The 26,418-nt window shown below is 46.7% G+C and carries 22 protein-coding genes; 10 read left to right on the top strand and 12 right to left on the bottom strand.

Annotated elements, in window-relative coordinates; genetic code table 11:
• Nucleotides 1-173: 173 nt before the first annotated feature.
• From AB5026_RS08420 to AB5026_RS08405, 4 genes are all read right to left on the bottom strand, one after another.
• Nucleotides 174-410 (bottom strand): DUF3343 domain-containing protein, encoded by a 237-nt coding sequence (locus AB5026_RS08420; protein ID WP_015525721.1) that lies wholly within the window; start codon nucleotides 408-410, stop codon nucleotides 174-176.
• Nucleotides 411-509: 99 nt separating this feature from the next.
• Nucleotides 510-1,595 (bottom strand): aspartate-semialdehyde dehydrogenase, encoded by a 1,086-nt coding sequence (asd, locus tag AB5026_RS08415; protein ID WP_021651107.1) that lies wholly within the window; start codon nucleotides 1,593-1,595, stop codon nucleotides 510-512.
• 93 nt (nucleotides 1,596-1,688) lie between these two features.
• The gene (gene argH, locus AB5026_RS08410; RefSeq protein WP_015525719.1) at nucleotides 1,689-3,068 is read right to left on the bottom strand and encodes an argininosuccinate lyase; all 1,380 of its coding nucleotides are present in this window, start codon (nucleotides 3,066-3,068) and stop codon (nucleotides 1,689-1,691) included.
• A 151-nt stretch (nucleotides 3,069-3,219) separates the two neighbouring features.
• The gene (locus tag AB5026_RS08405) at nucleotides 3,220-3,885 is read right to left on the bottom strand and encodes an epoxyqueuosine reductase QueH (protein ID WP_368213107.1); all 666 of its coding nucleotides are present in this window, start codon (nucleotides 3,883-3,885) and stop codon (nucleotides 3,220-3,222) included.
• 129 nt (nucleotides 3,886-4,014) lie between these two features.
• Here AB5026_RS08405 and AB5026_RS08400 point away from each other — a divergent pair, with 129 nt between their 5' ends.
• Together AB5026_RS08400 and AB5026_RS08395 are read left to right on the top strand one after the other, a co-directional pair.
• On the top strand, nucleotides 4,015-4,782 hold the full coding sequence (locus AB5026_RS08400; protein WP_092069257.1) for an ABC transporter ATP-binding protein: 768 nt from the start codon (nucleotides 4,015-4,017) through the stop codon (nucleotides 4,780-4,782).
• Complete coding sequence (locus AB5026_RS08395) at nucleotides 4,775-5,569, top strand: ABC transporter permease (protein WP_022426268.1); 795 nt, start codon at nucleotides 4,775-4,777, stop codon at nucleotides 5,567-5,569. The genes AB5026_RS08400 and AB5026_RS08395 overlap by 8 nt, the downstream gene beginning before the upstream one ends.
• Nucleotides 5,570-5,598: 29 nt before the next feature.
• On the opposite strand, the gene AB5026_RS08390 is transcribed toward AB5026_RS08395, so the two are convergent.
• Both AB5026_RS08390 and AB5026_RS08385 read right to left on the bottom strand, forming a co-directional pair.
• Nucleotides 5,599-8,025: a putative bifunctional diguanylate cyclase/phosphodiesterase gene (locus AB5026_RS08390; protein ID WP_368213106.1), complete on the bottom strand. Its 2,427-nt coding sequence runs from the start codon at nucleotides 8,023-8,025 to the stop codon at nucleotides 5,599-5,601.
• A gap of 159 nt (nucleotides 8,026-8,184) precedes the next feature.
• Entirely contained in the window at nucleotides 8,185-8,838 is a 654-nt protein-coding gene (locus tag AB5026_RS08385; protein ID WP_110102068.1) for a DUF3786 domain-containing protein, read from the bottom strand.
• 356 nt (nucleotides 8,839-9,194) lie between these two features.
• On the opposite strand from AB5026_RS08385, the gene AB5026_RS08380 reads away from it, so the two are divergent.
• Together AB5026_RS08380 and glgD are read left to right on the top strand one after the other, a co-directional pair.
• Complete coding sequence (locus AB5026_RS08380; RefSeq protein ID WP_021651100.1) at nucleotides 9,195-10,334, top strand: glucose-1-phosphate adenylyltransferase; 1,140 nt, start codon at nucleotides 9,195-9,197, stop codon at nucleotides 10,332-10,334.
• 1 nt (nucleotide 10,335) lies between these two features.
• Complete coding sequence (gene glgD / locus AB5026_RS08375; protein WP_015525715.1) at nucleotides 10,336-11,457, top strand: glucose-1-phosphate adenylyltransferase subunit GlgD; 1,122 nt, start codon at nucleotides 10,336-10,338, stop codon at nucleotides 11,455-11,457.
• Nucleotides 11,458-11,543: 86 nt separating this feature from the next.
• On the opposite strand, the gene AB5026_RS08370 is transcribed toward glgD, so the two are convergent.
• Together AB5026_RS08370 and AB5026_RS08365 are read right to left on the bottom strand one after the other, a co-directional pair.
• The gene (locus AB5026_RS08370) at nucleotides 11,544-12,254 is read right to left on the bottom strand and encodes a hypothetical protein (protein WP_368213104.1); all 711 of its coding nucleotides are present in this window, start codon (nucleotides 12,252-12,254) and stop codon (nucleotides 11,544-11,546) included.
• A gap of 170 nt (nucleotides 12,255-12,424) precedes the next feature.
• Nucleotides 12,425-13,423, bottom strand: a complete 999-nt coding sequence (locus tag AB5026_RS08365; RefSeq protein WP_368213103.1) for an acyltransferase — start codon at nucleotides 13,421-13,423, stop codon at nucleotides 12,425-12,427.
• Between the two features lie 234 nt (nucleotides 13,424-13,657).
• Between AB5026_RS08365 and AB5026_RS08360 the strand changes: the two genes are divergently transcribed.
• The 4 genes from AB5026_RS08360 (at nucleotide 13,658) to rfbD (ending at nucleotide 17,921) form a co-directional block, all read left to right on the top strand.
• Nucleotides 13,658-14,839 carry a methyltransferase domain-containing protein gene (locus tag AB5026_RS08360; RefSeq protein ID WP_368213101.1) on the top strand — a complete coding sequence of 394 codons (1,182 nt, stop codon included), beginning with the start codon at nucleotides 13,658-13,660 and terminating at the stop codon, nucleotides 14,837-14,839.
• Nucleotides 14,840-14,968: 129 nt separating this feature from the next.
• Nucleotides 14,969-15,865 (top strand): glucose-1-phosphate thymidylyltransferase RfbA, encoded by an 897-nt coding sequence (gene rfbA, locus AB5026_RS08355; RefSeq protein ID WP_015525711.1) that lies wholly within the window; start codon nucleotides 14,969-14,971, stop codon nucleotides 15,863-15,865.
• Nucleotides 15,866-15,957: 92 nt separating this feature from the next.
• Nucleotides 15,958-16,992: a dTDP-glucose 4,6-dehydratase gene (gene rfbB, locus AB5026_RS08350; protein WP_015525710.1), complete on the top strand. Its 1,035-nt coding sequence runs from the start codon at nucleotides 15,958-15,960 to the stop codon at nucleotides 16,990-16,992.
• On the top strand, nucleotides 16,989-17,921 hold the full coding sequence (rfbD, locus tag AB5026_RS08345; protein ID WP_092069245.1) for a dTDP-4-dehydrorhamnose reductase: 933 nt from the start codon (nucleotides 16,989-16,991) through the stop codon (nucleotides 17,919-17,921). The genes rfbB and rfbD overlap by 4 nt, the downstream gene beginning before the upstream one ends.
• Before the next feature lie 120 nt (nucleotides 17,922-18,041).
• On the opposite strand, the gene AB5026_RS08340 is transcribed toward rfbD, so the two are convergent.
• The 4 genes from AB5026_RS08340 to AB5026_RS08325 form a co-directional block, all read right to left on the bottom strand.
• Complete coding sequence (locus tag AB5026_RS08340) at nucleotides 18,042-19,667, bottom strand: LCP family protein (protein WP_129975947.1); 1,626 nt, start codon at nucleotides 19,665-19,667, stop codon at nucleotides 18,042-18,044.
• 219 nt (nucleotides 19,668-19,886) lie between these two features.
• A complete protein-coding gene (gene glmS, locus AB5026_RS08335; RefSeq protein WP_110102076.1) occupies nucleotides 19,887-21,725 on the bottom strand; it encodes a glutamine--fructose-6-phosphate transaminase (isomerizing) in 1,839 nt (612 codons plus the stop codon).
• Nucleotides 21,726-21,806: 81 nt separating this feature from the next.
• Nucleotides 21,807-23,195 (bottom strand): phosphoglucosamine mutase, encoded by a 1,389-nt coding sequence (glmM, locus tag AB5026_RS08330; protein WP_129975949.1) that lies wholly within the window; start codon nucleotides 23,193-23,195, stop codon nucleotides 21,807-21,809.
• 128 nt (nucleotides 23,196-23,323) lie between these two features.
• The gene (locus tag AB5026_RS08325; RefSeq protein ID WP_129975951.1) at nucleotides 23,324-25,024 is read right to left on the bottom strand and encodes an AAA family ATPase; all 1,701 of its coding nucleotides are present in this window, start codon (nucleotides 25,022-25,024) and stop codon (nucleotides 23,324-23,326) included.
• 270 nt (nucleotides 25,025-25,294) lie between these two features.
• Here AB5026_RS08325 and AB5026_RS08320 point away from each other — a divergent pair, with 270 nt between their 5' ends.
• Entirely contained in the window at nucleotides 25,295-25,663 is a 369-nt protein-coding gene (locus tag AB5026_RS08320) for a hypothetical protein (protein ID WP_243113522.1), read from the top strand.
• The gene (locus tag AB5026_RS08315; protein WP_243113524.1) at nucleotides 25,653-26,309 is read left to right on the top strand and encodes an Rpn family recombination-promoting nuclease/putative transposase; all 657 of its coding nucleotides are present in this window, start codon (nucleotides 25,653-25,655) and stop codon (nucleotides 26,307-26,309) included. Before AB5026_RS08320 ends, AB5026_RS08315 begins: the two co-directional genes overlap by 11 nt.
• Nucleotides 26,310-26,418: the final 109 nt, after the last annotated feature.

Below are 26,418 nucleotides of genomic sequence, written 5' to 3'. Positions count from 1 at the left end.
CCTCCACATATTTTTAGCAAGCGTGGCACTTTGTTGCTGCTTCTTTGTTCACAGCAACACGCTTTCCGGAAATCTGTTTGTTATATTGTAACACTTTACTAATTATTTAACAATAAAAATGCGAAAATTTTCAAAAATTTCCGTTTTGTTACATACAACAAACAATATCCGTTTTATACCAGAACACGATAGATGCCATCCCAGGCCAGTTCCTTTTTTTTCAGGAAATTTTCTGTTTCCTCCTCTGATTGCTCCACGCATTTCCATGCCAGTCCGCACTGGGCACTGATCTCTGAAGGGATCGGGATCAGCCTTCCCGGAAATTCAGATTCCTTGGCCGTTCTTTCCATTTTCATGGCAGCCGTGGTTGTGGAAAATGTCACAACTGTAGTAATTACTTTTCTGCGCATATCTCCTTTGTTCCTTCCACATACGCAAAAACAGGACACCGGAAAAACCGATATCCCGTTTCTGATGATTTTCTTTATTTCCTGTAAAGGATCCAGTTCTTATTTAGCCTGGATATATCCTTGCGCTTTCAGAGTTTCTGCACAGAGAACTGCTCCGCCTGCGGCACCTCTTACTGTGTTATGGGAAAGTCCGATGAACTTGTAATCATAAACAGTATCCTCACGAAGACGTCCTACAGATACTCCCATTCCATTCTCATAGTTTACATCCATCTGTACCTGCGGACGGTTGTCCTCCTCAAGATACTGGATGAACTGCTTCGGAGCGCTTGGAAGCTCAAGCTCCTGCGGAAGTCCCTTAAACTCAACCAGCTTCTGGATCAGTTGCTCTTTGGTAGGTTTCTTGCGGAATTTAACGAATACAGCTGCTGTATGTCCGTTGAGGACCGGAACACGTACACACTGGCATGTGATGACAGGTGTGGTAGCCGGAACGATCACGCCGTCCTCGATCTTGCCCCAGAGTCTTAATGGCTCCTTCTCACTCTTCTCTTCCTCACCACCGATGTACGGAATGATGTTGTGCTCCATCTCCGGCCAGTCCTTGAAGGTTTTTCCTGCTCCGGAAATAGCCTGGTATGTAGTGGCAACTACTTCATACGGCTCGAACTCTTTCCATGCGGTAAGTACCGGAGCGTAGCTCTGGATAGAGCAGTTCGGTTTAACAGCTACAAAGCCGCGTTTTGTTCCGAGACGTTTCTTCTGGAATTCGATAACCTCGAAGTGCTCCGGATTGATTTCCGGAACTACCATCGGAACGTCCGGTGTCCAGCGGTGTGCGCTGTTGTTGGACACAACCGGTGTCTCTGTCTTTGCATATTCTTCCTCGATCGCCTTGATCTCATCCTTAGTCATATCAACTGCGGAAAATACAAAGTCAACAGTAGCTGCAACCTTCTCAACCTCGTGGATATCCATAACAACCAGCTTCTTTACTGCCTCCGGCATCGGAGTATCCATTTTCCATCTGCCGCCTACAGCCTCCTCGTAGGTCTTGCCTGCGCTTCTCGGGCTTGCCGCTACAGTAACCACCTCAAACCACGGGTGATTCTCCAGAAGAGAAATGAATCTCTGACCAACCATTCCAGTTGCACCTAAAATACCGACTTTAAGCTTTTCACTCATAATAAAACTCTCCTCATCTCGTGTCCCTCCATGGCACACATTTGTCTTTTCTGTAAATACTATACCAATTTTTCCTAAAATGCAAGCATTATCTTAATTTTTTTCAAGATATTCTTTATTCTGAGCGATCACCTGCTCCATCACGTCCGGTCCCGGCGCTCCCAGAGTCACACGTTTTTCCACGCAGGTCTTCATACTGATGGCTTCATAGATGTCCTCCTCAAACACAGGACTGATCTCTTTGTACTCGGAAAGCGGAAGCTCATCCAGAGAGATTCCCTTATCCAGACAGAGAAGGACCAGTCTTCCGACGATGCCGTGAGCATCACGGAACGGTACACCGTGGTTAACCAGATAGTCTGCTGCGTCTGTGGCGTTTGTAAAGCCTCTCTTTGCACTTGCCTCCATGTTGGCTTTGTTGAACTGCATAGTGGAAACCATGCCGGTAAACAGGGCGATACAGCCCTTTACGGTGTCGATGGCATCAAAGGTCAGCTCCTTGTCTTCCTGCATATCTTTGTTGTATGCAAGCGGGATTCCCTTCATGGTTGTGAGAATAGATGTCAGCGCTCCGTAAACACGGCCTGTTTTTCCACGGACAAGCTCTGCGATATCCGGATTCTTCTTCTGCGGCATGATACTGCTGCCTGTGCTGTATGCGTCATCGATCTCAACGAAACGGTACTCATTGGAATTCCACAGAATGATCTCCTCTGAAAAACGGCTCAAATGCATCATGATCGTAGAAAATGCACTGAGAAGCTCGATGACATAATCTCTGTCAGATACGGAATCCATACTGTTTCTGGTTGGTGCATCAAAGCCGAGAAGCTCTGCAGTATAGGCACGATCCAACGGATAAGTGGTTCCTGCCAGTGCTCCCGCTCCAAGCGGACAGGTATTCATTCTCTTACGGATATCAAAAAGTCTGTCACGGTCTCTGCGGAACATCTCAAAATATGCGCCTACATGGTGTGCCAGAGTTACCGGCTGTGCCTTCTGAAGGTGGGTAAATCCCGGCATGTAGGTGTGAACATTCTCTTCCATGATCTTCTGCAGGGCAAGAAGAAGGTCCTTCAGCTCCTTATCTGTCTCATCGATCTCGTCGCGGACATAAAGCTTCATATCCAGAGCTACCTGGTCATTACGGCTTCTTCCTGTGTGAAGCTTCTTTCCGGCATCTCCGATACGGTCGATCAGGTTTGCCTCCACGAAGCTGTGGATATCCTCATACTCCGCTGTGATCTCCAGCTTGCCTGCTTCCACGTCTGCAAGGATACCGTCCAGTCCTTCTGTGATCTGCTCCTTTTCTTCCTCTGTCAGAATTCCCTGTTTTGCAAGCATGGCAACATGTGCCTTGCTTCCACGGATATCCTGTCTGTAAAATTTTTGATCAAAGGAAATGGATGCGTTAAAATTGTAAACCAGCTTGTCCGTTTCTTTTGTAAAACGGCCTCCCCATAACTGTGCCATATTGATTCTTCCTCACTTTTCTTTTTTGCGGCAGAACTGTCTTCTCCGGACATACACGAGCTCCGTCTCCCGGACGTCTGCACTTTTCTGTGTTAGTGTAACATATTTTTATAAAAATGCAAAGTTTTTCATAATTATACGTTTGCTGTCTTCAGCCGTTGTTACTGTTCACTCGGTTCTCAGTAACCAGCCGTTCTCTGTCCATGGCTTCTTTCTTTGAAAATACACAGCCGCAGTAATTCTGCCGGTACAGAGCATGCTCATGAGACAGTTCAATAGAACGCTTGTAGCCATTCTTTTTCTTAAAATCCGAAGTCAGATGTGGCACTTTATAGATTTCTTCCAGCTCCTCACCGATCTCATTGATCTTCTGTGCATTTTTCAGAGGACTGATACTTAAGGTTGTGGTGAAATAATCATATCCTCCCTCCTTCGCCAGCTTTGCCGCCTCTTCCATCCGCAGGCGGTAACACCGAAAGCACCTCTCTCCTCCTTCCGGAACATCTTCCAGGCCTTTTGCCAGCTCATAAAACTCCTCCGGGTCATACCGTCCCTCCACCAGCGTTACCGGATGTACAAACTCCATCTCCCCGATCAGGCGGCGGATCTCAGCCACGCGGTGTGAATATTCCTCCACCGGTGCGATATTGGGATTATAAAAAAATATCGTAATCTCAAAATACTGCGACAGGTATTCCATCACATAGCTACTGCATGGCGCACAGCAGGCATGCAGAAAAAGTCTGGGGGTTTTCCCTTCCTTCTGGTTTCTTTCAATCAGTTTATCCAGTTCTTTCTGGTAGTTTCTCTTGTTCAATGTTTGTAATTCCTTTCTCTATGACTGTTTTCAGGCAGACAGCAAAGTATACATCTCTGCCATTGGCCTTCTCCTGTTTCAGACATATGATAATATTATACCATTATCTACGAAAAGGAGGCAATATCCATGAATCCTGTCCTGAAAGTGCGGGACGTGTGTCTCTCCTATCACACATTGTCCGGTGAGACACCCGCCCTTTCTCATATATCCTTTGATCTGATGCCCGGTGAATTCCTGTCCATTGTAGGACCTTCCGGATGCGGAAAATCCACTCTTCTGAATCTCATTGCCGGCCTGCTCACTCCGGAGCACGGTTCCATTACTCTGGGAGGCCGGCCGGTATCCTCCGGCAGTGCCGCTGTAGGATATATGCTCCAGAAGGATCATCTTCTGGAATGGCGGAGCATCTACAAAAACATCCTTCTCGGCCTGGAGATCCGGAAAGAACTCACACCTGAAAAGCTGGCACATGCAGAAGCCCTTCTTCAGACCTACGGTCTGGACCGTTTCCGTGATGCCCGCCCTTCCCAGCTTTCCGGCGGTATGCGCCAACGTGCCGCTCTGATCCGGACCCTGGTGCTGGAACCGGAGCTCCTTCTTCTGGACGAACCATTTTCCGCTCTGGATTACCAGACACGCTTAAATGTCAGTGATGATATCGGAAAAATCCTCAAAAGCTCCGGCAAGCCTGCGATCCTGGTCACTCATGACATCTCCGAAGCCATCAGTATGGCCGACCGGGTACTGATCCTTTCTGCACGTCCTGCCACTGTACGAAAGATCATTGATATCGATCTGGATATCAGCGACCGCACTCCCCTCTCCTCCAGAAATGCTCCGGATTTTAAGAAATATTTTAACATCATATGGAAGGAGCTCAATGAAAATGCCTGAAATTTCCAGACAGCAGAAACAATATCTTGCACGGCAGAAAAAAGAAAAACACATTATCCTGGCTGCACGGACACTTCTTTTTGTTCTGTTTATGGGACTTTGGGAAATATCCTCTGATCTTGGATGGATCGATTCCTTTATCTTCAGCAGTCCTTCCCTGATCGCAAAGACCTTTCTTTCCATGTGCAGGGATCAGTCCCTGTTTGCACATATTGCCGTGACACTGGCAGAAACTCTTGTCAGTTTCTTTTTTGTTGTGATCCTGGGTGTAGGAACCGCAGTACTTCTCTGGTGCTCCCGACGGATCGCACGGATCCTGGAGCCATGTCTGGTGGTACTGAACAGTCTCCCGAAATCTGCTCTGGCCCCTCTTCTGATCGTATGGCTTGGTGCCAACGAACGTACCATTGTAGTCGCCGGCATGTCTGTAGCCATCTTCGGCTCCGTTATCAATCTGTACTCCGGTTTCTGCCAGGCAGATCCGGAAAAGCTGAAGCTGATCGAAACTCTGGGGGGACACAAAAAGGAAAAGCTTCTGAAGATCGTCCTGCCCTCCTCCGTTCCTCTTATCCTGAGTGTGATGAAGGTCAACATCGGGCTTTGCCTGGTAGGCGTGATCATCGGAGAATTTATCGGTGCCCGAAAAGGCCTGGGATACCTGATCATTTACGGAAGCCAGACATTCAGACTTACATGGGTCCTGATGTCCATTGTGATCCTCTGCATCATTGCCATGCTGCTGTATTTTGCACTTTATCTTATTGAAAAACAGGTCCGGAAGCATTAGCTGTAAAAAGGGCGTGTAAAAATGATCTCTCATTTTTTACACGCCTCTTTTGCTCTTATAACCTTTGTTTCAAAGTTTTCCCACGGCAAAGGCCGTGCATAATAAAAGCCCTGGATCTCATCGCAGCTCAGGCTTCGCAGGATCTCCACCTGTTTTGCTTTCTCCACGCCCTCGGCAAGAACCTTCATTCCAAGGCTGTGTGCCAGCGAAATGGTATGACGGATCACCTGCTGCCCACGAAAATTCTCTATGTAATCGATCAGACTTTTATCCAGCTTCAGAGTATCGAATGGCAACTGGTTCAGGCTTGTCATAGATGAATAGCCGGAGCCAAAATCATCCATATGCAGCTCGAATCCTGCATCCACCATCTTCTCTATGAGCTTACTGATCCGATCATTATACAACGCAGCAGTTTCTGTCAATTCAATGGGAACAGAAGAAAACGGAATGCCATTTTCTTCCACGATCTTCACATAACGACAGATCATATTATCGTAATGGATACTGGCACGTGACAGATTCACCGAAATCGGAAGTATCTTTTTCCCTGATCTTATACGTTCCCCCTGGATGCTGCATACCTTTCGGAAAACATATTCATCAAGGCGTACGATCAGACCATCCTTCTCAAAAAGAGGGATAAATTCTCCCGGCGAAACCATAGTTCCTTCCGCTCTCTTCCAGCGCACCAGTGCCTCCGCCCCAACGATTTCTTCTGTCTCCACACTGTATTTCGGCTGCAGGTAGACTACGAATTCTTCATTGCGTATAGCCTCCACGAAAGCATTCTCCATCTGTCCGTTACGGATATGCCTCTTTCTCATCTCATCATCATAAAAAGCGATCTGGTGCTCATAGTCATCCCGGATACTCTTCATGGCCAGAAAAGCCCTGTCACAGATCAGGGTAAAAGGCAGTGTCTTATCCACATTCTCATAGACCCCATAGTTGACCACCAGATTAGGAATCGGTGCTCCACTCTCGACCCTGTGGATAAATTTCTCCATATCTGCCATACGGATCTCTTTCTTTCCATATATGATGGCTACAAACTGGTCTCCTCCATATCTGCCCACCGTCCCGTAGCGAACCTGATTTCTATACGTATCTCCCAGATAAGTAAGAACCTGATCACCGATCTTCTCTCCATAGGTTCCATTGATCCATTTAAAGTTCTTTATATCTGCCACCACCACATGAAAATCCTGATTCGTATTAAAGCGCATCAGCGTCTTTGCATGATGGAAAAAGGCCTGTCTGATATAAAGCCCTGTAAGATCATCATATTCCAGAGCTGAGAGTACCATCACGGACTCTCTCAGCTTGATCACATTGTTGATCTTACTTTTTAATATACGGACATTATACGGTTTCCGTACAAAATCCACTGCTCCCAGTTCCAGACATCGCACCTCATCCTCCAACCGGTTACTTCCGGTTATGATGATCACAGGCACAGAGGTCAGCATCACATCATCACGGATCAGCTCCAGAAACTGAAATTCATCACATACCGGCACACTCATATCAAGAAGAATTGCAGAAAGGGTTTTGTAATTCTCAGACAGACGCTTCATCCCCTCTGCTTCATTCATCGCAGAGATAACCTCAAAACTGCCCTCCAGATGTTCTGTAAGCGCTTTCCGATCCGTCTCGTCATTCACTACAATAAGAAGTTTTCTTCCGGATGCTGTTCCTCCTGGTTCCAGTATGGCCTCCATCTCACTGTACCGTACATCCATATCCTCATTGGCAAAAGCAAACACCACGGTCTGAAAATCCTCAGCCGTTCCTACCCTGGCACATTTCACATAGAAATATTCAATCCTCCCGTTGCTTCGGCGTACACGATAATGTACCATCAACTGGGGAATCCTTGTAAGACGTTGGCATATCTTCTCAAAATCCATCATCTGATGCATCCGGATCCTGTCCTCTGCCGCAACACTGCTCTCAATATAAATATCCATGATCTTCTCATAGGATTCATCCCTGCGAAGTCCCTCCTCCCCATAAGCTCCACTCTGCCCCTGGAAGCGGCATACCTGGACCTTATGAGTCTCTCTGTCAACAGAGTAGATATTGATAAAATTTTTTCCGAGAACATTAATGATCCCCATAAGAATCGGATTCTCCATCATTCCGCTGCTGATCTCATCATTCGTCTTTGTATCCGAAAAAACAAGGGCATGTCCTGTCCCGCCGGATTCCAGCGGAATCTCCACAGCATCAACCGAACGCAGGATATTCCGTCCCGGTTCCAGATAATTCTTCGGACCTTTGATCCCGTTAACGACCGGACAGATCTCACAGGGAGTTTCTCTGTTTCTCAGACAGTGATAGCATTTCTCGCCCCTCTTCAGCTGCGGATAGATCTCACGTGCTGCCAGGTTATAGCTGATAATCTTATAATCCTCATCTATGACATACATTCCCGATGCATTTTTCCCCACGAGCATCACCTCCGGATTCGTAAATTTCTCATAGATCCTTCGTGACAGTTACTGTCTCAAAATCCTTAAATATTCCTTCATTATATACGATTTTTCTGATAACTGCAATTATCTTTCGTATTATTTATTTTTCATATTGGTTTTATTATATTTCGGTTATCAGCGCATCTGAAAAGATTTCCCCCTGAGCGGAACCCCGGCAAGCTCCGCAAGCCTTTTGATCCCGGAATCTGCTATGGATACCGCACTCTCCACATGATTGAAATCTGTGGCACTGTAATCAAACAGGATATTTCCCTGTGCTTCAAACTCCTCGTCCCGTTCCCAGAAAAAGAATCTCATAGGCATACAGTCAAAGGCCCTGATCTCATATCCCACATCACCCTGGGGCAGTTCCCTGCCGTCAAGCTTCTGAAACGCCTCCCTCAATTCCTTTTCATGGCCGGAAAATGTAGCACTGAACACATCCGTCTCTCCGATCTGATACGCCGGCGCAAATGGTCTTGCATTCCTGAGATCTGCAAAAGGGACCCACTTATCCATAATAAAAGCCCCCTCTTTCGCATACCCCAGAAGCGTATAAATATTCAGCATCTCCGTAGTATCCGGTTCTCTCTGTCCATCCAGGCTCTGGATACTGCCGTCTTCCAGACTCACCCCATATCTTCTTCCGAAATGAATGATCGTGAGAAACCCGTTTTCTTCCTTCAGTTCCGGCACCCGTTTATGCAGATCTGCCTGATCCATCTTCAAAAAGCGTTGTGCCCACTCTTCACATAGTTTTACATAGTTGGAAATTCTTTCTTCTTTCATCCTGTCTTCTCCCTGTCTGATATCGATATCCTTTCTCCGCTGTATTCCGGACTTTTTTTACAGAATACACTGCTTTCACATTTTCCGCAAGAATCTTCGCCGATGTATCCGAAATCCGGCTATTTTCAGTGTTACTGTTTTTTCAGAATCCCGGAACCTTCTTAAGCGTTTCTTTTTTTCGACAGATCATCCATCAATTTTCCCAAATCCGTCTAATTTCCCAATATAAAAATAACGTTTTTTTGCACAAAAAACTGGATTTTCTTTTTTAAAAGGTGTATAATATTAACAAAGTTTATTGTTTTTATGGTTAAAGACACCTGGCAGTAAACAAGAAATGAAAGTGAGGATTCGCCATGAAACAAAACAGTATGTTAGCAATGATCCTGGCCGGTGGAAGAGGAAGTCGTCTTCACGAGTTGACGAATAAAGTTGCCAAGCCAGCCGTTGGTTATGGCGGTAAATACCGTATCGTGGATTTTCCGCTCAGTAACTGTGCCAACAGCGGCATTGATGTCGTAGGTGTACTGACACAGTATGAATCAGTTTTACTGAACAGCTATGTAGCAGCCGGTGGCCGCTGGGGCCTTGATGCCAAGGACAGCGGAGTTTATGTACTTCCTCCACGTGAGAAGGCTGATGCCGGTCTGGATGTATACCGTGGAACAGCTGATGCGATCTCTCAGAATATTGATTTCATCGACTCACAGAACCCGGAATACCTTCTGATCCTTTCCGGTGACCACATCTATAAGATGAATTATGCAAAGATGCTTGATGACCATATCCAGCATAAGGCAGATGCGACTATTGCAGTTATCGAGGTTCCCATGAAGGAAGCCAGCCGTTTCGGTATCATGAACACCGGTGAAGATGACCGCATCGTGGAATTTGAAGAGAAACCGGAACACCCGAAGAGCAATCTTGCCTCCATGGGTATCTACATATTCAACTGGAAGCTTCTGCGCAAGCTCCTGCTGGCAGATATCAAAAATCCGGATTCCAATCACGATTTCGGTAAAGACATCATCCCTACACTCCTTGCACAGGACAAGGCACTCTACGCCTACAAGTTCAAAGGCTACTGGAAGGATGTAGGAACCATCGATTCCCTCTGGGAAGCAAACATGGATCTTCTCAGTCCTAACAGTGAACTGGATCTTAACGATCCTACCTGGAAAATCTACACTGAGGATGCTACATCTCTTCCACAGTATATCTGTGATACAGCTGTGATCAACACTGCTTTCATTACTCAGGGCTGTGTTGTAGAAGGTGAGATCACCAACTCCGTACTTTTCACAGGCGTCAAGGTCGGTCCTGGTGCCAAGATCATCGACAGTGTCCTGATGCCGGGTGTTGTTGTTGAAGCAGGTGCCGTTGTCCAGCGTGCTCTCGTTGCAGACGGAGTCGTGATCGGTGCCAATGCTCGTGTCGGTTCCAAGGACAGTGAGCACATCGAACTTGTATCAAAACGTGTAAAGGGGGCTGAGTAATATGTTTAAAGCATTTGGAATCGTGAATTCCTCAGAAAGAAATATCCATGTGGAGGGGCTTCAGGACTACCGTGCGATCGGCGCCTTTTCATTTCTCGGAAGATATCGTGTCATCGACTTCCCAATCTCAAATATGACCAACAGCGGAATTGAGTACATTCAGGTCTATGTAAAGAACAAACCCCGTTCTCTTGTAGAACATCTCGGAACCGGACGTCACTACAACATCAACTCCAAGAGCGGTAATCTCCAACTCCTCTTTTCAGAGCATTCCGGAGTCAACGATATCTATAACACCGATATCGACAACTACTACTCCAATCTGGAGTGCATCGAAGCAGTTCATTATCCGTATGTTGTTATCGCTCCGAATTACATGATCTACACCACCGACTATTCCAAGCTGATCGATGCCCATATCGAATCCGGTGCAGATGTGACCATGCTTTATCATTCCGTTGATAATGCCAAGGAGAACTATCTGAACTGCCACATCCTGAACCTGAACCGTCAGAAGGGTGTTCTCTCCATTGAGCACAACCACGGCAATGCAAAGAACCGCAACATTTTCATGGATACCTACGTAATGAGCAAGGAGCTTTTCATCAGCCTCATCCATAAGGCAAAAGAGATCTCCTCTCTTTATACCCTTGCAGACGTGATCAATGCCGGCTGCAGAGACGGTGAGCTGGATGTGCGTGGTATATCTCATCGCGGATATTTTGCATCGATCACTGATTTCAAGAGCTATCACGATGCAAATATGGATCTGATCGACTACAAAACTGCAACCGATCTTTTCCATGATAACTGGCCGATCTATACACGCACCAACAACTCCTGTCCGACCCATTATTTTGACACAGCCAATGTTTCCAACTCCGTTATCTCCAACGGCTCCATGATCGAGGGAACTGTAGAAAATTCCATTGTCGGACGTGGCTGTACCATCAAAAAGGGCGCTGTTATCAAGAACTGTGTAGTTCTTGCAGACTGCACCATCGGTGAGAATGTCCATATCGAAAATCTGGTGGTAGACAAGCATGCCAAGATCACGCATGCCAAGGAGATCATCCGTCCTGCGGATGAGCCTGGCTACATCAAACGTAACGATACACTGTAATATTCATATATAATAAGGCCTCCGGTTCCTGTGTTACGAACCGGAGGCCTTATTTATCTCTGTACTCAGCTAAGCATATGGATCCATCATTTCAGAACAGACTGAATCCATTTCAACGCATTATCCTTATTCTTCACGTTACCCGGAAGGCAGATACACACCGGATCATATCTCAGGCCAAATTCCTGAGCAACACTACTACTGCCGTCAAGCTCCAGATGCTGATCATCCACAGCGCCCAGAGACTCAAACACCTCATCTCCAAACGTTTCCCTGAGATTTGCATACATTCCGCTATCTTTCTCATGTTCATAGAGTTCCTTCGGCATGATCAGGACATCAACGGTAGCACTCTGGATTTCCGTCACATATGCGATCCTGGCATAGTAATCAAAATCCTCTCCTGTCTCGTCCGTCATCAGATTCTGCGCCACACTGACTTCTGCATATTTATCCTCTGTTCCCAGTGTCTTCAAAACATCCTCTTCCACCTTCTCAGAGTCATAATTCCCTGCATTCACCACCGCAATGGAAAGCACCGTCTTCATCTGTGCGTGACGATAAATATTCACTCCCAGACAGACTCCGCCAATGGCAAGAAGCACGCACAGCATATGTATCTTATAATACATCCAGATATACTGAATCTTCTTACCTGTTCCCATTCCCTTCAGTTTCTCTCTTTCGATCCGGCAGCGTTCCTTCTTCGTCAGATCAGTTTCGTTGGGCATCTCCGGATTCAGTACACTCTCATCGTGTCCGTCACTGCCGGCCTCCGCTCTGTTTTGTAAATCCATAAAACTCTCCTTTGTCTTTCATGTCTCAGTATTTTTTACCCTGAAGCGGGATATTCCAGTCGCTTTCCCCGCATCCTCCTGGTGGGTGCTGTGACTTATCAATAAAGGATATTTTAGCATATTTTGGTACAAAATCACAGCGCATAAATATGAAAATACCATAAACTCTTCTATTTCCGACAGATTCTCATTCCATATCCATACATTACCGCCACAGCAGTCACAAGAACACAGACCATCACCGGTCTCATCCACAGATATAAAAGATTTTTCTCAATTCCAGCTGCCACAGCCACATCCTTCAGGATATCCGCCACACAGAGATGGAACAGATAAATAAAAAATGCATATTTCTGACCGATGGCTACCGGAAGCTCGGGCACTTTCCGATTTTTTCCCATGATCGCAATGAGAAAAAGACCAACAGCCATAAATACTGAACCCAGAAACAATTCCAGTTTGCCAAAATACCGGTATTCCAGCAGACTTGCAATCCCGCCGCCAGCTACCATGCCATACAAAAGAAACACTTTTTTTCCGGCAAACCAGGCTTCCAGCTTTTCCTGATGTCTGTGTATCAGATGTCCCAACATAAAAAACGGAAATCCGGTAAACAGATAGTTGCGAAACTGCATAACACGGAAATGCTTTTCCGGGAACAGGAAGATCGAAAATTCCTCCATTCCGAAATGAATCAGAAGAAGCACCGGTATCAGAACATATGCCTGCTTACAAATCCGGAATCTTGCTGCCAGGGCAAAAAGAAGATAACAATAGAGCAGTGCCGGGAGAAACCACAGATGCCATTTCACCTGAGAGCTGTTATTATATAGAAGAAACTGGCGAATATGTTCCCCCGAAACCAGGGCTTCCAGCCATTCCTTCTGGCTTGCTCCGTCGATGTAATTCTGGATCAGCTCCCACAGACAGCAGACCGGAAATGCCACAAGCATCAGCTTCAGAACATGCCGGATCTTTTTTCCGGTTCTTATAAATTCCGTATCATCGCCACGGAAACAAAAATATCCGGATACCATAAAAAACACAGGTACTGCAAATCTGGCAAGTACATTGGCTATAATTCCGGCACTTCCCGGAAAATGGACGTGAAGAAGCACAACTGCATAAGCACAGATCGCCTTTACCATATCCAGAGTACGGTTTCGCATAAAAATTACTCCTTTTTATATCGAACGCTTATCCCGGAAATATGATTCCAGGGTTCCCTTTTTTTCGAAACGATATACTAACAAACCAGCAGAATTTTGTCAATGCTGTTTTTCTCCTGTACGGTTTACTCTTATACGTTTTACTCTTGTACGGCTTCCGGATCTGAATTATAATTCTTTTATGACTTCTATGACAGGATGTTTGTTATTTCCTCAGAAAGGATTCTATTTTTTATGAAAAAAGACGGCTACTATTCTTCCGGCGAATTTGCCCGCATGGCACACGTAACTCTGCGTACTGTCCGCTATTATGATAAACAGGATATCCTGAAACCCTCTCTCGTCACCGAATCCGGCGCACGTTTTTATACAGACGAGGATTTTGCAAGGCTTCAGCAGATCCTCCTTCTGAAATACCTGGGCTTTTCCCTGGATGACATCCGTGAAATGACCATCGGTGATTCCGATTATCATTTCATGCTGAATTCTCTGAATATCCAGCTTCGTCTGGTCCGTGACCGGATCGAACAGATGCAGCTGGTGGAAAAAGCGATCCAGGATACCGCACAGATGATAAAGGAACAGAACACCATTGACTGGAGCCAGATGCTGAACCTGATCCACCTGACCGGCATGGAAAAAAGCCTCAAGAATCAGTATCAGAATGCCACCAACATTTCCTCCAGGATCAATCTCCACAGCCTGTACTCCCAGAACAAACAGGGATGGTTTCCCTGGATCTTTGAGCAGTGCCGGATCTCACCTGGTCTTCGTATTCTGGAGCTGGGCTGCGGGGACGGAACGCTATGGACCGACAACCTCTCCCTTCTGCCGGAGGATATCTCCATCACACTTTCCGATATTTCCAGCGGTATGCTCCGCGATGCCAGACGAGCCATCGGTTCCTCGGATACCCGGTTTGCATTCCGGGCCTTTGACTGCCGAAAAATCCCCTGCAAGGACGAAAGCTTTGATCTGGTGATCGCCAATCACGTGCTTTTTTACTGCGATGATATTCCTTCCGTCCTGAAGGAAGTCCGCCGTGTCCTCGCTCCCGGCGGAAGATTTCTCTGCAGTGCTTACGGAAAGGCACATATGCAGGAGGTCAGCCAGCTGGTGCAGGATTTTGATGAACGGATCGTGCTTTCCGCAGACCGGCTTTATGAACGGTTCGGACGTGAAAACGGCCAGGGTATCCTGGCGCCTTTTTTCCCAAAGGCTCAGTGGCTTTCTTATGAAGACTGCCTTCTGGTCCAGGATGCGGAGCCGCTAATCTCCTACGTCCTCTCCTGCCACGGCAACCAGAATCAGTATATATTGGACCGTTACAAGGAATTCCGGGCCTACACCGCCAGAAAAACTGCCAAAGGATTCCGCATTACCAAGGATGCCGGCGTATTTCTTTGTGAAAAATAGCCAAAAATAAAAAATATGAAAAAAGCTCTTGAAGGTGACCTTGCGTCACCTTTTATAATACAGTTACAGTAACAAAGTTATGTGCAGGCACGACTTATGCTGCACATCATCACGCAAAGGAGAAAACATATGAAAGGAATTATTTTAGCCGGAGGCTCCGGAACACGTCTTTACCCGCTTACCATGGTGACCTCCAAACAGCTTCTGCCGATCTTTGACAAACCGATGATCTACTATCCTATGTCTGTTCTTATGAACGCAGGCATCCGTGATATCCTGATCATCTCCACCCCGCAGGATACCCCGAGATTTGAGGAGCTTCTCGGTGACGGCCATCAGTTCGGTGTCAACCTTACCTATGCTGTACAACCAAGCCCGGACGGACTTGCTCAGGCATTTATCATCGGCGAGGAATTCATCGGCAACGACACCGTATGTATGGTCCTTGGTGACAACATTTTCGCAGGACATGGCCTCAAAAAGCGCCTGAAAGCTGCTGTAGACAATGCAGAAACAGGCAAAGGTGCCACTGTTTTCGGATACTATGTAGATGATCCGGAGCGTTTCGGCATCGTGGAATTCGACCAGAACGGAAAAGCTGTTTCCATTGAAGAGAAACCGGAAAAGCCAAAAAGCAACTACTGTGTAACCGGTCTCTACTTCTACGACAACAAGGTTGTAGAGTACGCAAAAAATCTGAAACCAAGCGCAAGAGGCGAGCTTGAGATCACTGACCTGAACCGTATCTACCTTGAGAAGGGACAGCTGAACGTTGAGCTTCTGGGTCAGGGCTTCACATGGCTGGATACCGGTACACACGAAAGCCTTGTAGAGGCAACCAACTTCGTAAAAACCATGGAGCAGCATCAGCACCGCAAGATCGCATGCCTTGAGGAGATTGCTTACTTAAACGGCTGGATCACAAAGGAGGACGTGCTCAAGGTTTACGAAATCCTTAAGAAAAACCAGTATGGCCAGTATCTCAAGGATGTTCTGGACGGAAAATATCTGGACGCGCTTCACTAAGCCGATCTGTTTTCCGACACTGCATTTACCTGCGGACTCCGTTTCGACGGAATCCGCATAAGATCAATCATTTATTATAAAGGAGATTTTTTATGACAATCATCGTTACCGGCGGCGCCGGATTTATCGGAAGCAACTTTATTTTTCATATGATGGAGGCTCATCCGGATTACCGTATCGTATGCCTGGACTGCCTGACCTATGCCGGAAACCTTTCCACTCTTGCACCGGTCATGGACAAACCGAACTTCCGCTTTGTAAAGGAAAGCATCACAGACCGTGACGCTGTTTACAAGCTTTTCGAGGAAGAGCATCCTGACATCGTGGTAAACTTCGCAGCTGAGAGCCACGTAGACCGTTCCATCGAAAACCCGGAGGTATTCCTTGACACCAACATCAAGGGTACTGCTGTTCTCATGGATGCCTGCCGTAAATACGGAATCCAGCGTTATCATCAGGTTTCCACAGACGAGGTTTACGGAGATCTTCCTCTTGACAGACCGGACCTCTTCTTCACAGAGGAAACTCCGATCCATACAAGCAGCCCGTACAGCTCCTCCAAAGCAGGTGCTGACCTTCTTGTTCTCGCATACCACAGAACCTACGGCCTGCCTGTGACCATCAGCCGCTGCTCCAACAACTACGGCCCGTATCACTTCCCGGAAAAGCTGATTCCTCTGATGATCGCCAACGCTCTGAACGACAAACCACTCCCGGTTTACGGAAAGGGCGAAAATGTCCGCGACTGGCTCTATGTTGAGGATCACTGCCGTGCCATCGACCTGATCATCCACAAAGGACGTGTAGGCGAGGTTTACAATGTAGGCGGACATAACGAGATGAAAAACATCGATATCGTAAAACTGATCTGCAAGGAGCTTGGCAAACCTGAAAGCCTGATCACACATGTAGCAGACCGTAAAGGCCATGACATGCGCTACGCTATCGACCCGACCAAGATCCACAACGAGCTTGGATGGCTTCCTGAAACAAAATTCGCAGACGGAATCAAAAAGACCATCAAATGGTACCTTGACAACAAGGAATGGTGGGAAACCATCATCTCCGGTGAGTATCAGAACTACTACGAAAAAATGTATGGAAACCGCGAGGAGGTTAAAGCATGAGATTTTTCGTAACAGGTGTTGGCGGCCAGCTTGGCCATGACGTAATGAATGAACTGTCCGGCCGTGGACATGAAGGCGTAGGAAGTGACATTGCTCCTTCCTACAGCGGCATCGCTGATGGTACTCCTGTTACCACCATGCCTTATGTGCAGCTTGATATCACAGATAAAGAAGCGGTAGCAAAAACCATCCGTGAGGTAAAGCCTGATGCAGTGGTACACTGTGCCGCATGGACAGCCGTAGACGCTGCAGAGGACGAGGAAAACCGTGAGAAGGTACGTCTTGTCAATGTTGTAGGAACACAGAACATTGCGGACATCTGCAAGGAGCTTGGCATCAAGATGATGTATATTTCCACAGACTACGTTTTTGACGGCCAGGGAACCACACCATGGGATCCGGACTGCAAGGACTACGCTCCACAGAACGTATACGGTCAGACCAAGCTTGACGGTGAACTGGCAGTATCCGGCACTGTAGATAAATTCTTTATCGTACGTATTGCATGGGTATTCGGCAAAAACGGCAAAAACTTTATCCGTACCATGGTAAATCTGGGAAAAACCCATGACAAGCTTACCGTAGTCAGTGACCAGATCGGAACTCCGACCTACACCTACGACCTTGCACGTCTTCTGGTAGACATGGTCGAGACAGAGAAATACGGCTACTATCACGCAACCAACGAAGGCGGCTTCATCAGCTGGTATGATTTCACTAAAGAGATCTTCCGCCAGGCTGCTGCCCTCGGCCACAAGGAATACGAAAAAGTAGAGGTATCTCCTGTCACAACTGCAGAGTACGGCGTTTCCAAGGCTGTACGTCCATTCAACAGCCGCCTGGATAAATCCAAGCTTGTAAAAAACGGCTTTCAGCCACTTCCAACATGGCAGGATGCCCTGGAAAGATATCTGAAAGAGATCCTGTAAAAAAAAATCCATCGGTGATCGCCGGTGGATTTTTTTCGTTCTGTTTCTCATGAAAAAACAGCCGGTGGAAAGCTTTACGCTTCCCCGGCTGTTCTTATGCTAAAATTTAATAATTTTATCTTACTGCTGTGCAACAGTTCCGTCTGCTGCCTGGGCATCTGCTGTGCCATTCTGTGTGGCATCTGCAGTCTCACCCTGCGCTTCTGCTGTACTTCCCTCTGCAGCTGCCTGTGCATCATTATCCGTAGTTGCTGCCGCTGATGTTGCACTGTCTGCCTCCTCCTGGGAAACAGTCTCTCCGTCACGAACCTTCTTCATCATGGCCTCCGCCTTCTGAACGGTAGACTCATCCGGAATCATAACGTAAGCCTTCTGGCTCATAGAATACGGCTTCTGTGTGTCACCGGTACCATTTACACTGTAGCTTACGATGTTCCAGTCACCGCCGTTGTTCAACTGCTGCTGGAGCAGTCTGGCGATCTCCTCGTAGGAGATATTGGTCTCAAAGCATCCCTGGATGCTGGAAAGAACAGAAGAATAATTCTTCAGAAGCTCCGGTGAAAGAGCCTTGTTGATCACACCCTTGATCACTGCCATCTGGTTCTTGCCACGCTGACGGTCGCCCTCTTTAAAGGCATAACGCTCACGGCTGAATACCAGAGCCTGCTCACCGTTCAGGTAGTTCTCTCCCTGATTGAAGTGATATCCTGTCTCATTCTTGGAATCAAAGTCATAGTCAGAATAAACAGTAACTCCGCCAAGCGAATTGATCAGCTGCTCAAATCCCGCAAAGTTGATACGGAAATAATAGTTGATATCCTCATTATAAAGCATTCCCAGAGTATCCATACATACATTGATACCATAGATACCTGCATGTGTCAGCTTATCTCTCTGTCCGCCTGAAATAGAAAGCGGTACAAAATAATCACGAGGTGTGGAAACCAGAAGCACCTGTCTGGTAGCTGTATTTACCGTAGCAATGATATTGGAATCGCTTCGGCTCTTTGCAACAAGGCCGCTGCGGCTGTCGATACCACTGATAAAGATGGTATATACAGAACCGTCATTGGTACGCTCTTCAGCCTTCGCCTCTGTCTCCTGGGGCTCAATGGTCGTCTCCACCTTCTTCACGGTCAGCTCTTTGATCCTGGAAGAAATATCGGAATATCCATCCATCTCTTCAATAACACTTAAATATGCGCTGTTCAGCACGATCGCACCTGTCTGTCCGTTCAGAAGACCGTCAACCAGCTCTGTAAGTCCTGCATACTCCTGGACCTGCACAGTCTTGCCTGTCTCGGAATCCACTTCCTGGATAGCCTTGTCCGAATTGGCTCTGTCAAGATCTGTCAGCACACCATACACATAATCTGCTGTAGCCTCTATGGAATCTGCAGAATCATCTGCACGGACATAAATGCCGACCTCCGTAATCTCTGTGTTCACACCGGAGATCCCTGCCAGTGTGGAATGTGTCTTATAAACATACATACTTCCGAGAATGAATACTGCTGCAAAAACTGCTGCCAGGATCACTCCCACTACAAATCTTATCTTACCATCCGTACTCCATACAAGCGCCCCGACGATCACGATCAGGACCAGCATTACCAGTCCGATCACTGCAATGAACTTCGTCGGGATCACCTTCATATTCAGAAGCATGACCGCAAATACGATTGCTGTGATCAGAACCACAAGCGTCACGATCAGCCCTGGGATATGTTTCCCCATTTTTCTCATATGCAATCCTCCATTTTTGATGGTACAGAGAATATTACATATGGACACTCTCTGTACAGATTCAAATATCCTAATCATTTTACGCTTTTTTACTGATAAAAGCAAGAAATATCGTAAATCGCCAAATGCAAAAACAGTTCCGTGATATCATGATCCTTTTATGCTCTCACGATGTCACGGAACTGCCGCTAAAATGTTCCTTCTGTGAAATGGATCTCCTTATTCCACGGTAACACTCTTGGCAAGATTTCTCGGCTTATCCACATCCAGACCTTTATTTACACTGACATAGTAACCCAGAAGCTGCAGCGGGATCACTGCCAGAGAAGTTGCAAAATGCGGGTCTGTTTTCGGGATATAAACCGTAAAATCTGCAGTATCCTCGATATTATAGTTTCCAAACGTAGTAAGCCCCATCAGATACGCTCCACGGCTCCTGCACTCCACCATGTTGCTGACTGTTTTCTCATAAAGCTCCGGCTGTGTCAGGACACCGATCACAAGGGTGCCGTCCTCGATCAGGGAAATGGTGCCATGCTTCAGCTCGCCAGCCGCATACGCCTCAGAATGGATGTAGCTGATCTCCTTCATCTTAAGGCTGCCCTCAAGGCTGATGGCATAATCGATCCCTCTTCCGATAAAAAAGATATCCTTTGCATTGGCCTGCTTGGAGGCAAACCACTGAAGCCTTTCCTTATCCTCGATGATCCTGCCGATCTTGTCCGGAAGTGTCTTCAGTTCCTTAATGTAGGACTCACACTGCTCCTCTGAGATCTTTCCGCGGACCAGTGCCATCTGCAATGCCAGCACATAGGAAGCGATCAGCTGTGTACTGTACGCCTTGGTGGTAGCAACCGAGATCTCCGGTCCTGCAAGTGTGTAAAATACATGATCCGCCTCTCTTGCAATGGAAGAGCCCACCACATTGACAATAGCCAGCGTGCGGATCCCCTTCTCCTTACATTCCCGAAGCGCAGCCAGACTGTCCGCAGTCTCACCGGACTGACTGATGATCACTGCCAGGCCGGCAGGATCCAGAAGCGGCTTCCGGTAACGGAACTCCGAAGCAAGCTCCACACGCACCGGAAGACCTGCAAGATCCTCGATCACATACTGTGCAGCCATTCCCACATGGTAAGCAGAGCCGCAGGCCACGATATAAACCTGGCTGATGCTGCGGATCCTCTCATCATCCAGACCGATCTCTGTCAGATCCAGCTTGTCCTCCCGGATAACGGAATTCAGTGTATCTGCGACTGCCTTCGGCTGCTCATGGATCTCCTTCATCATGAAATGCTCAAAACCGGCTTTCTCCGCTGCCTCTGCATCCCACTCAATGATCTTAGGCTCCTTCTCGATCTCCTCACCATCCAGATTGTAAAAAGTGATCTCACCCGGTTTTACACATGCCAGCTCCAGATTTCCGATATAATAAACATTTCTTGTATACTTCAGGATCGCAGGAACATCCGATGCGATATAGGATTCTCCATTCTCCACACCCAGGATCATAGGGCTGTCTTTTCTCGCTACAAAGATCTCTTCCGGATAATCACGGAACATCATTACCAGCGCATAGGAACCACGGATACGCACCATGGCATGACGCACTGCCTCAACCGGAGATCCGCCGTATTTCTGGTAGTAATAATCCACCAGCTTCACAGCAACCTCCGTATCTGTGGAAGAATAAAAAGAATATCCCCTGCGGAGAAGCTTCTCCTTCAGCTCCTGGTAATTCTCGATAATACCGTTATGCACAGCTGCCACATTTCCGTTATCACTGACATGAGGATGGGCATTGACCTCTGATGGTTCTCCGTGAGTTGCCCAGCGGGTATGACCGATCCCGCACATACCCGGAACAGATTCACCTGCGTTTGTTTTCTCCAGAAGGACCTTCAGACGGCCCTTCGCCTTAATGATCTCAATATCCTTTTCCCCGTCACGCACTGCGATGCCGGCGGAATCATATCCTCTGTATTCTAGTTTGGAAAGCCCGTCCAGAAGGATGGGTGCTGCCTGATGCCTGCCTGTAAAACCTACAATTCCACACATGATTTTTTTCTCCTCTTATTGCATTTTTATATTCTTCTGACTGCTCCGTTCTTCAGACACCTGCGGTCTGCATCCAGGACATCACTCTGCCACATGCCCCTTCTTACGGACGATCTCAACCACCTGGTCCACATATTTTCTGCAAAGCTCCTCACTCTCTGCCTCTACCATAACACGAAGCAGAGGTTCTGTGCCGGATTCTCTCACCAGGATCCTTCCGGTGTCTCCAAGCGCCTCAGCCACACTCTCTACTGCTGCCTGCACATCCACATCTGCCTGCGCTGCTGCCTTGTCATGGACACGCACGTTCTCAAGAACCTGGGGATAGATCGCCAGATCAGCAGTAAGCTCACTGAGCTTTTTCTTCCTTGCCATTATAACTTCCATCATCTTCAGACTTGTAAGGATGCCATCCCCGGTAGATGCATACTTGGAAAAAATAATGTGCCCGGACTGCTCACCACCAATACGGCAGCCATTCTGCATCATATATTCATAAACATATTTATCCCCTACTGCAGTCTTCGCATACTCGATATCAAGAGCATCAAAAGCCTTGTAAAGGCCAAAATTGGACATTACCGTAGTCACAACCGTATTGGTGAGAAGCTTTCCGCGCTCCTTCATATAACGGCCGTACACATAAAGGATCGCATCCCCGCTAACCACATTTCCCTTCTCATCCACACAGAGACAGCGGTCCGCATCTCCGTCGTAGGCAAAGCCAACATCCAGTCCCTTCTCCACTACAAACTTCTGGAGACCCTCGATATGGGTGGAACCGGCATTGTTATTGATATTGGTACCATCCGGCTCAGCATTGATCACATAAGTCTTCGCTCCCAGCGCATCAAAAACCGCCTTTGCGATATTCCATGCACTTCCGTTGGCACAGTCCAGTCCAATCCGCATTCCCTTAAAGGAATATACTCCCAAGGAGATCAGATATCCTATGTAACGGTTCCGGCCTGCCGAATAATCCACCGTCCTGCCGATCTCACCGCCCTTTGTAAAAGGAATCTCATGCCATTTCTCTCCGAACAGCTGAAGACGGTCATCCAGATAATCCTCCACCAGAGCGATGATCTCCTCCTCCATCTTCTCACCCTGGCCGTTGATCAGCTTGATCCCGTTATCATAATAAGGATTATGGCTGGCAGAGATCATGATACCGCAGTCAAAGCCATCGGTACGGGCAACATAAGCCACAGACGGCGTTGTTGTCACGTGGAGAAGATAAGCATCCGCTCCGGACGCCACCAGTCCGCCAACCAGCGAATACTCAAACATATAGCTGGAACGTCGGGTATCCTTGCCGATCACGATCCTGGCCGCAGCCGTCTCCCCCGCTCTTCTGCGCAGCTCATTATAATACCATCCCAGAAAACGCCCGATCTTAAATGCATGATCTGCAGTTAACGAAACACCCGCTTCTCCACGGAAGCCATCTGTACCAAAATATTTTCCCATTTCTTGTTCTCCTTTGTGTGTTAATATTTATAACTTATCTTATATATTGATGTGTCATACAGATCGATCAGAATTGTTCTTATCTTTCTGTATGAACATCAATAATATTATCTATATTTCCAGCAGATTTACAGCCTCTGAACAGCCACTTTACATCGCTTCTTACAAAAAGCAACTCCATACGCCAGAATATTATTTCTTCCTTCATTACGTAACCGTTCATCGTACCGCTTTTCTCTGATCTGTGCCAGCGCTCTTTCACATGCATTTTGCAGTCCTGAAAAAGTCTGAGAATACTTCAGCTCGATAACGATCCCGGCATCCGGATCTTCCGGTTCTGCCAGAATATCTGCAAAACCATCTCCAGATTCCGCATTAGACTGAACAAGCCAGTTTGGATCACTACGCAAAAGCCCCAACAAAAGTCCATGATAAAAAATTTCTTTTTCTTCATTTCGTCCTTTTGTATCAAAAATACTGATCGTATTTCCCAGAATCTTTGTAAGGCGTTCCTCAATCTCACCTGCATTCCCTTCATTTATTGCTTTCAGCAGATTTTTCGTCGGCTCCGCCTCTTTCAGCACTGCGCGGTCAAACCATTCCTTTATCTGAAGCACATAAACTTCTCTTATCTCCCTGTTCGGAATGGTCAGACGATACACTCCCCGTTCGGTCTTCCCTGCCTGTGTAAGATATCCTGTAGTAAATAATACACTCCAGAGATTATCCAGACTGTTATCGATTTCATCATAGGTCAACTCCATACGAACCGTTTTCTCAATAGACTCACCTGCGATCAGACGCTCTATCTCATCTCTTGTAGTCTTATCTGCCCTGTCAATAAATCTCCTTACCAGTTCATTCCCACTGGTATTGATCCAGTAAGACAGCGGCTCCGCATCCGGATTCCCACGCAGACAATCTACATGATTGATCACATCCCATGGGCAGTACACATCCGTATTTCCAAAATGATATCCATCATACCATTCCTTTGTTTCGGAAAGATGATCCTCCATGCCATATGCTGTAAGCAATCTGCAGACCTCATCATCTGTGAAACCAAAATGCTCATCAAATCGATGATCCGTGATCGAAAGCACTTTGAAGTTATTAAGTCCTGTAAAAATACTCTCTTTAGACACGCGAAGACACCCTGTTAATACTGCAAAATACAGAGAATCGTTAGTCTTAAGTGCCTGTCCGAACACACCGCGTATCATGAGCACCATTTCTTTATAATATCCATGCTGAAAAGCCTTATCCAGAGGAACATCATATTCATCTATAAGAATGATCGTCTTCTGCCCATAATGCTTATGCAACAGCTGAGACAATATCTGCAACGCAGAAGAAAGAATATTTTCATCCATAGAATATCGGCCATTCTCCACAGAGATCAATGTACGATATATATCTTTATCCGTTTCTGTCAGTCTGTCACTCTCCAATAAAAACAGAAAACGACTGGCCTCTCTGCCTACCAGTTCTGTCAGCTGATAGCGTGCATTCTCAAAGGTAAGTCCATCAACATTCTTCAGTGATAAAAACACTACCGGAAATTTCCCCATATACTGTTCACACAGTTCTTGTTTCCGGGAAATATAAAGACCTTCAAACAGCGCTTCATCTGCCCCGATCTCGAAGAAACAACGAAGCATACTCATATTCAATGTTTTCCCAAAACGCCGAGGTCTTGTAAAAAGATTTACTTTCCCCCACTGATCGATCAGTTGTTCGATAAGCCTGGTCTTATCTACATAATAAAAATCCGCCTGACGAATTTCCTGAAAATTCTCAATTCCCACCGGTAGCTTCGGTCTCTTCATATTCCGCGTTCCACTCCCTTTCAATGCGAAAAATCACATACAAATATGCCAATTGCCACGTGATTCGTGCTTTCAGAGTAGCACAATACGCTCTTTTTGTCTATTGATTTATTTCGACTCCGTTCGACAAACATATCCGCTTTACCTGCGCAGTTCTGAAGCTTTTTCACAAAATCCTCTTTCCAAAAGCAATAAACTATGTTACCCCGAAAATGGATCAGATGATAAAATAACTCTGATCACATAGCAAGATCGAAGGTGGTGAAACCTATGGGTACAAAGGATACCATCACCAAAGATTACATGGCTGACAACCGCGTTTTTACGGATGTGTTCAACCATATGCTGTACAAAGGAAAAAACATCATAGACTCTGACACTCTTCATCCACTGGATACCACAGCTATCGCTGTCCCCTACGGATCCGGCACTTCAGAAGTTCCTGTCCAGAAATTCCGGGACGAATTCAAATCTCTTAATGTTATGCATGATGATTCAAGAATTTATCTTCTCCTGAGGATTGAGAACCAGTCGGAACAACACTATGTAACGCAAGTGCAAAGCAATTGCGTTCATGAGCATGTAGCAAAGCGGAATGCGAACGTCCGCTTTTTCGCCGGTCAAGAACATGATCTATGATGCATTAGAATACGCAGGGCAGGTGGAAAATTCCGCCAGATCACACAGAGAAGCAAAGCAATGGCCCTCCACATCCGGAGAATATCTCACCGGCTTCTACAAGGATGACCGGCTGATTCCGGTCATCACCGTAGTCGTATACTTCGGCTCCGATACCTGGAAAGCTCCCAGAAGCCTCCACGAAATGCTCTCTGTCCAGGATCCCGAGATTCTTTCTCTGGTCCCGGATTACCGGATCAATCTCTTCTCACCTGCCGAGATAAAGGATGAAGAACTTGACAAACTCGAGAGCAATCTCAAAGAAGTCATGCTCTTCATTAAATACTCCAAAGATAAACGGAAACTTCAGGAGCTCACATCACAGAACCCCGGTTTCCGGTCACTCGAACTCAAAGCAGCCCGGGTCATTGACTCCATAACCGGTATCCATTTACGTTTCACAGAAACAGAAAGGAGCGTTAATATGTGTCAAGCTGTTCAGGAAATGTGCGATGATGCACGTGCCGAAGGTCTATCTCAAGGTCTTCAGGAACATGCTTTACTTACTGCACAGCGCATGCTGCAGGATTCTAGGTTCTCTCCTGAGGATATCTCCAGATTTTCAGGACTTCCACTTGCGGATGTTCTGAAATTGCGGGAGAAATGATAATTTGAGAAAATGCTCAGGAAGCGTGAGGCGAGTGTGTGAAACTTTTTCTGTAAATAGCTAATAACAGCAAGGTCTTCTATGGTAAAATATAAATCATAGGAGGCCT

This window comes from Blautia sp. RTP21359st1_E11_RTP21359_211015, assembly GCF_040910705.1.
Taxonomy (GTDB): domain Bacteria; phylum Bacillota; class Clostridia; order Lachnospirales; family Lachnospiraceae; genus Blautia_A; species Blautia_A fusiformis.
This window is presented reverse-complemented; position numbering and strand designations above follow the sequence as displayed.

Bases quoted from the DNA above. Each gene is read 5' to 3' on its own strand.
- AB5026_RS08420 (WP_015525721.1), bottom strand. From the start codon at position 410: ATGCGCAGAAAAGTAATTACTACAGTTGTGACATTTTCCACAACCACG.
- asd (WP_021651107.1), bottom strand. From the start codon at position 1,595: ATGAGTGAAAAGCTTAAAGTCGGTATTTTAGGTGCAACTGGAATGGTT.
- argH (WP_015525719.1), bottom strand. From the start codon at position 3,068: ATGGCACAGTTATGGGGAGGCCGTTTTACAAAAGAAACGGACAAGCTG.
- AB5026_RS08400 (WP_092069257.1), top strand. From the start codon at position 4,015: ATGAATCCTGTCCTGAAAGTGCGGGACGTGTGTCTCTCCTATCACACA.
- AB5026_RS08395 (WP_022426268.1), top strand. From the start codon at position 4,775: ATGCCTGAAATTTCCAGACAGCAGAAACAATATCTTGCACGGCAGAAA.
- AB5026_RS08385 (WP_110102068.1), bottom strand. From the start codon at position 8,838: ATGAAAGAAGAAAGAATTTCCAACTATGTAAAACTATGTGAAGAGTGG.
- AB5026_RS08380 (WP_021651100.1), top strand. From the start codon at position 9,195: ATGAAACAAAACAGTATGTTAGCAATGATCCTGGCCGGTGGAAGAGGA.
- glgD (WP_015525715.1), top strand. From the start codon at position 10,336: ATGTTTAAAGCATTTGGAATCGTGAATTCCTCAGAAAGAAATATCCAT.
- AB5026_RS08370 (WP_368213104.1), bottom strand. From the start codon at position 12,254: ATGGATTTACAAAACAGAGCGGAGGCCGGCAGTGACGGACACGATGAG.
- AB5026_RS08365 (WP_368213103.1), bottom strand. From the start codon at position 13,423: ATGCGAAACCGTACTCTGGATATGGTAAAGGCGATCTGTGCTTATGCA.
- AB5026_RS08360 (WP_368213101.1), top strand. From the start codon at position 13,658: ATGAAAAAAGACGGCTACTATTCTTCCGGCGAATTTGCCCGCATGGCA.
- rfbA (WP_015525711.1), top strand. From the start codon at position 14,969: ATGAAAGGAATTATTTTAGCCGGAGGCTCCGGAACACGTCTTTACCCG.
- rfbB (WP_015525710.1), top strand. From the start codon at position 15,958: ATGACAATCATCGTTACCGGCGGCGCCGGATTTATCGGAAGCAACTTT.
- rfbD (WP_092069245.1), top strand. From the start codon at position 16,989: ATGAGATTTTTCGTAACAGGTGTTGGCGGCCAGCTTGGCCATGACGTA.
- AB5026_RS08340 (WP_129975947.1), bottom strand. From the start codon at position 19,667: ATGAGAAAAATGGGGAAACATATCCCAGGGCTGATCGTGACGCTTGTG.
- glmS (WP_110102076.1), bottom strand. From the start codon at position 21,725: ATGTGTGGAATTGTAGGTTTTACAGGCAGGCATCAGGCAGCACCCATC.
- glmM (WP_129975949.1), bottom strand. From the start codon at position 23,195: ATGGGAAAATATTTTGGTACAGATGGCTTCCGTGGAGAAGCGGGTGTT.
- AB5026_RS08325 (WP_129975951.1), bottom strand. From the start codon at position 25,024: ATGAAGAGACCGAAGCTACCGGTGGGAATTGAGAATTTTCAGGAAATT.
- AB5026_RS08320 (WP_243113522.1), top strand. From the start codon at position 25,295: ATGGGTACAAAGGATACCATCACCAAAGATTACATGGCTGACAACCGC.
- AB5026_RS08315 (WP_243113524.1), top strand. From the start codon at position 25,653: ATGATCTATGATGCATTAGAATACGCAGGGCAGGTGGAAAATTCCGCC.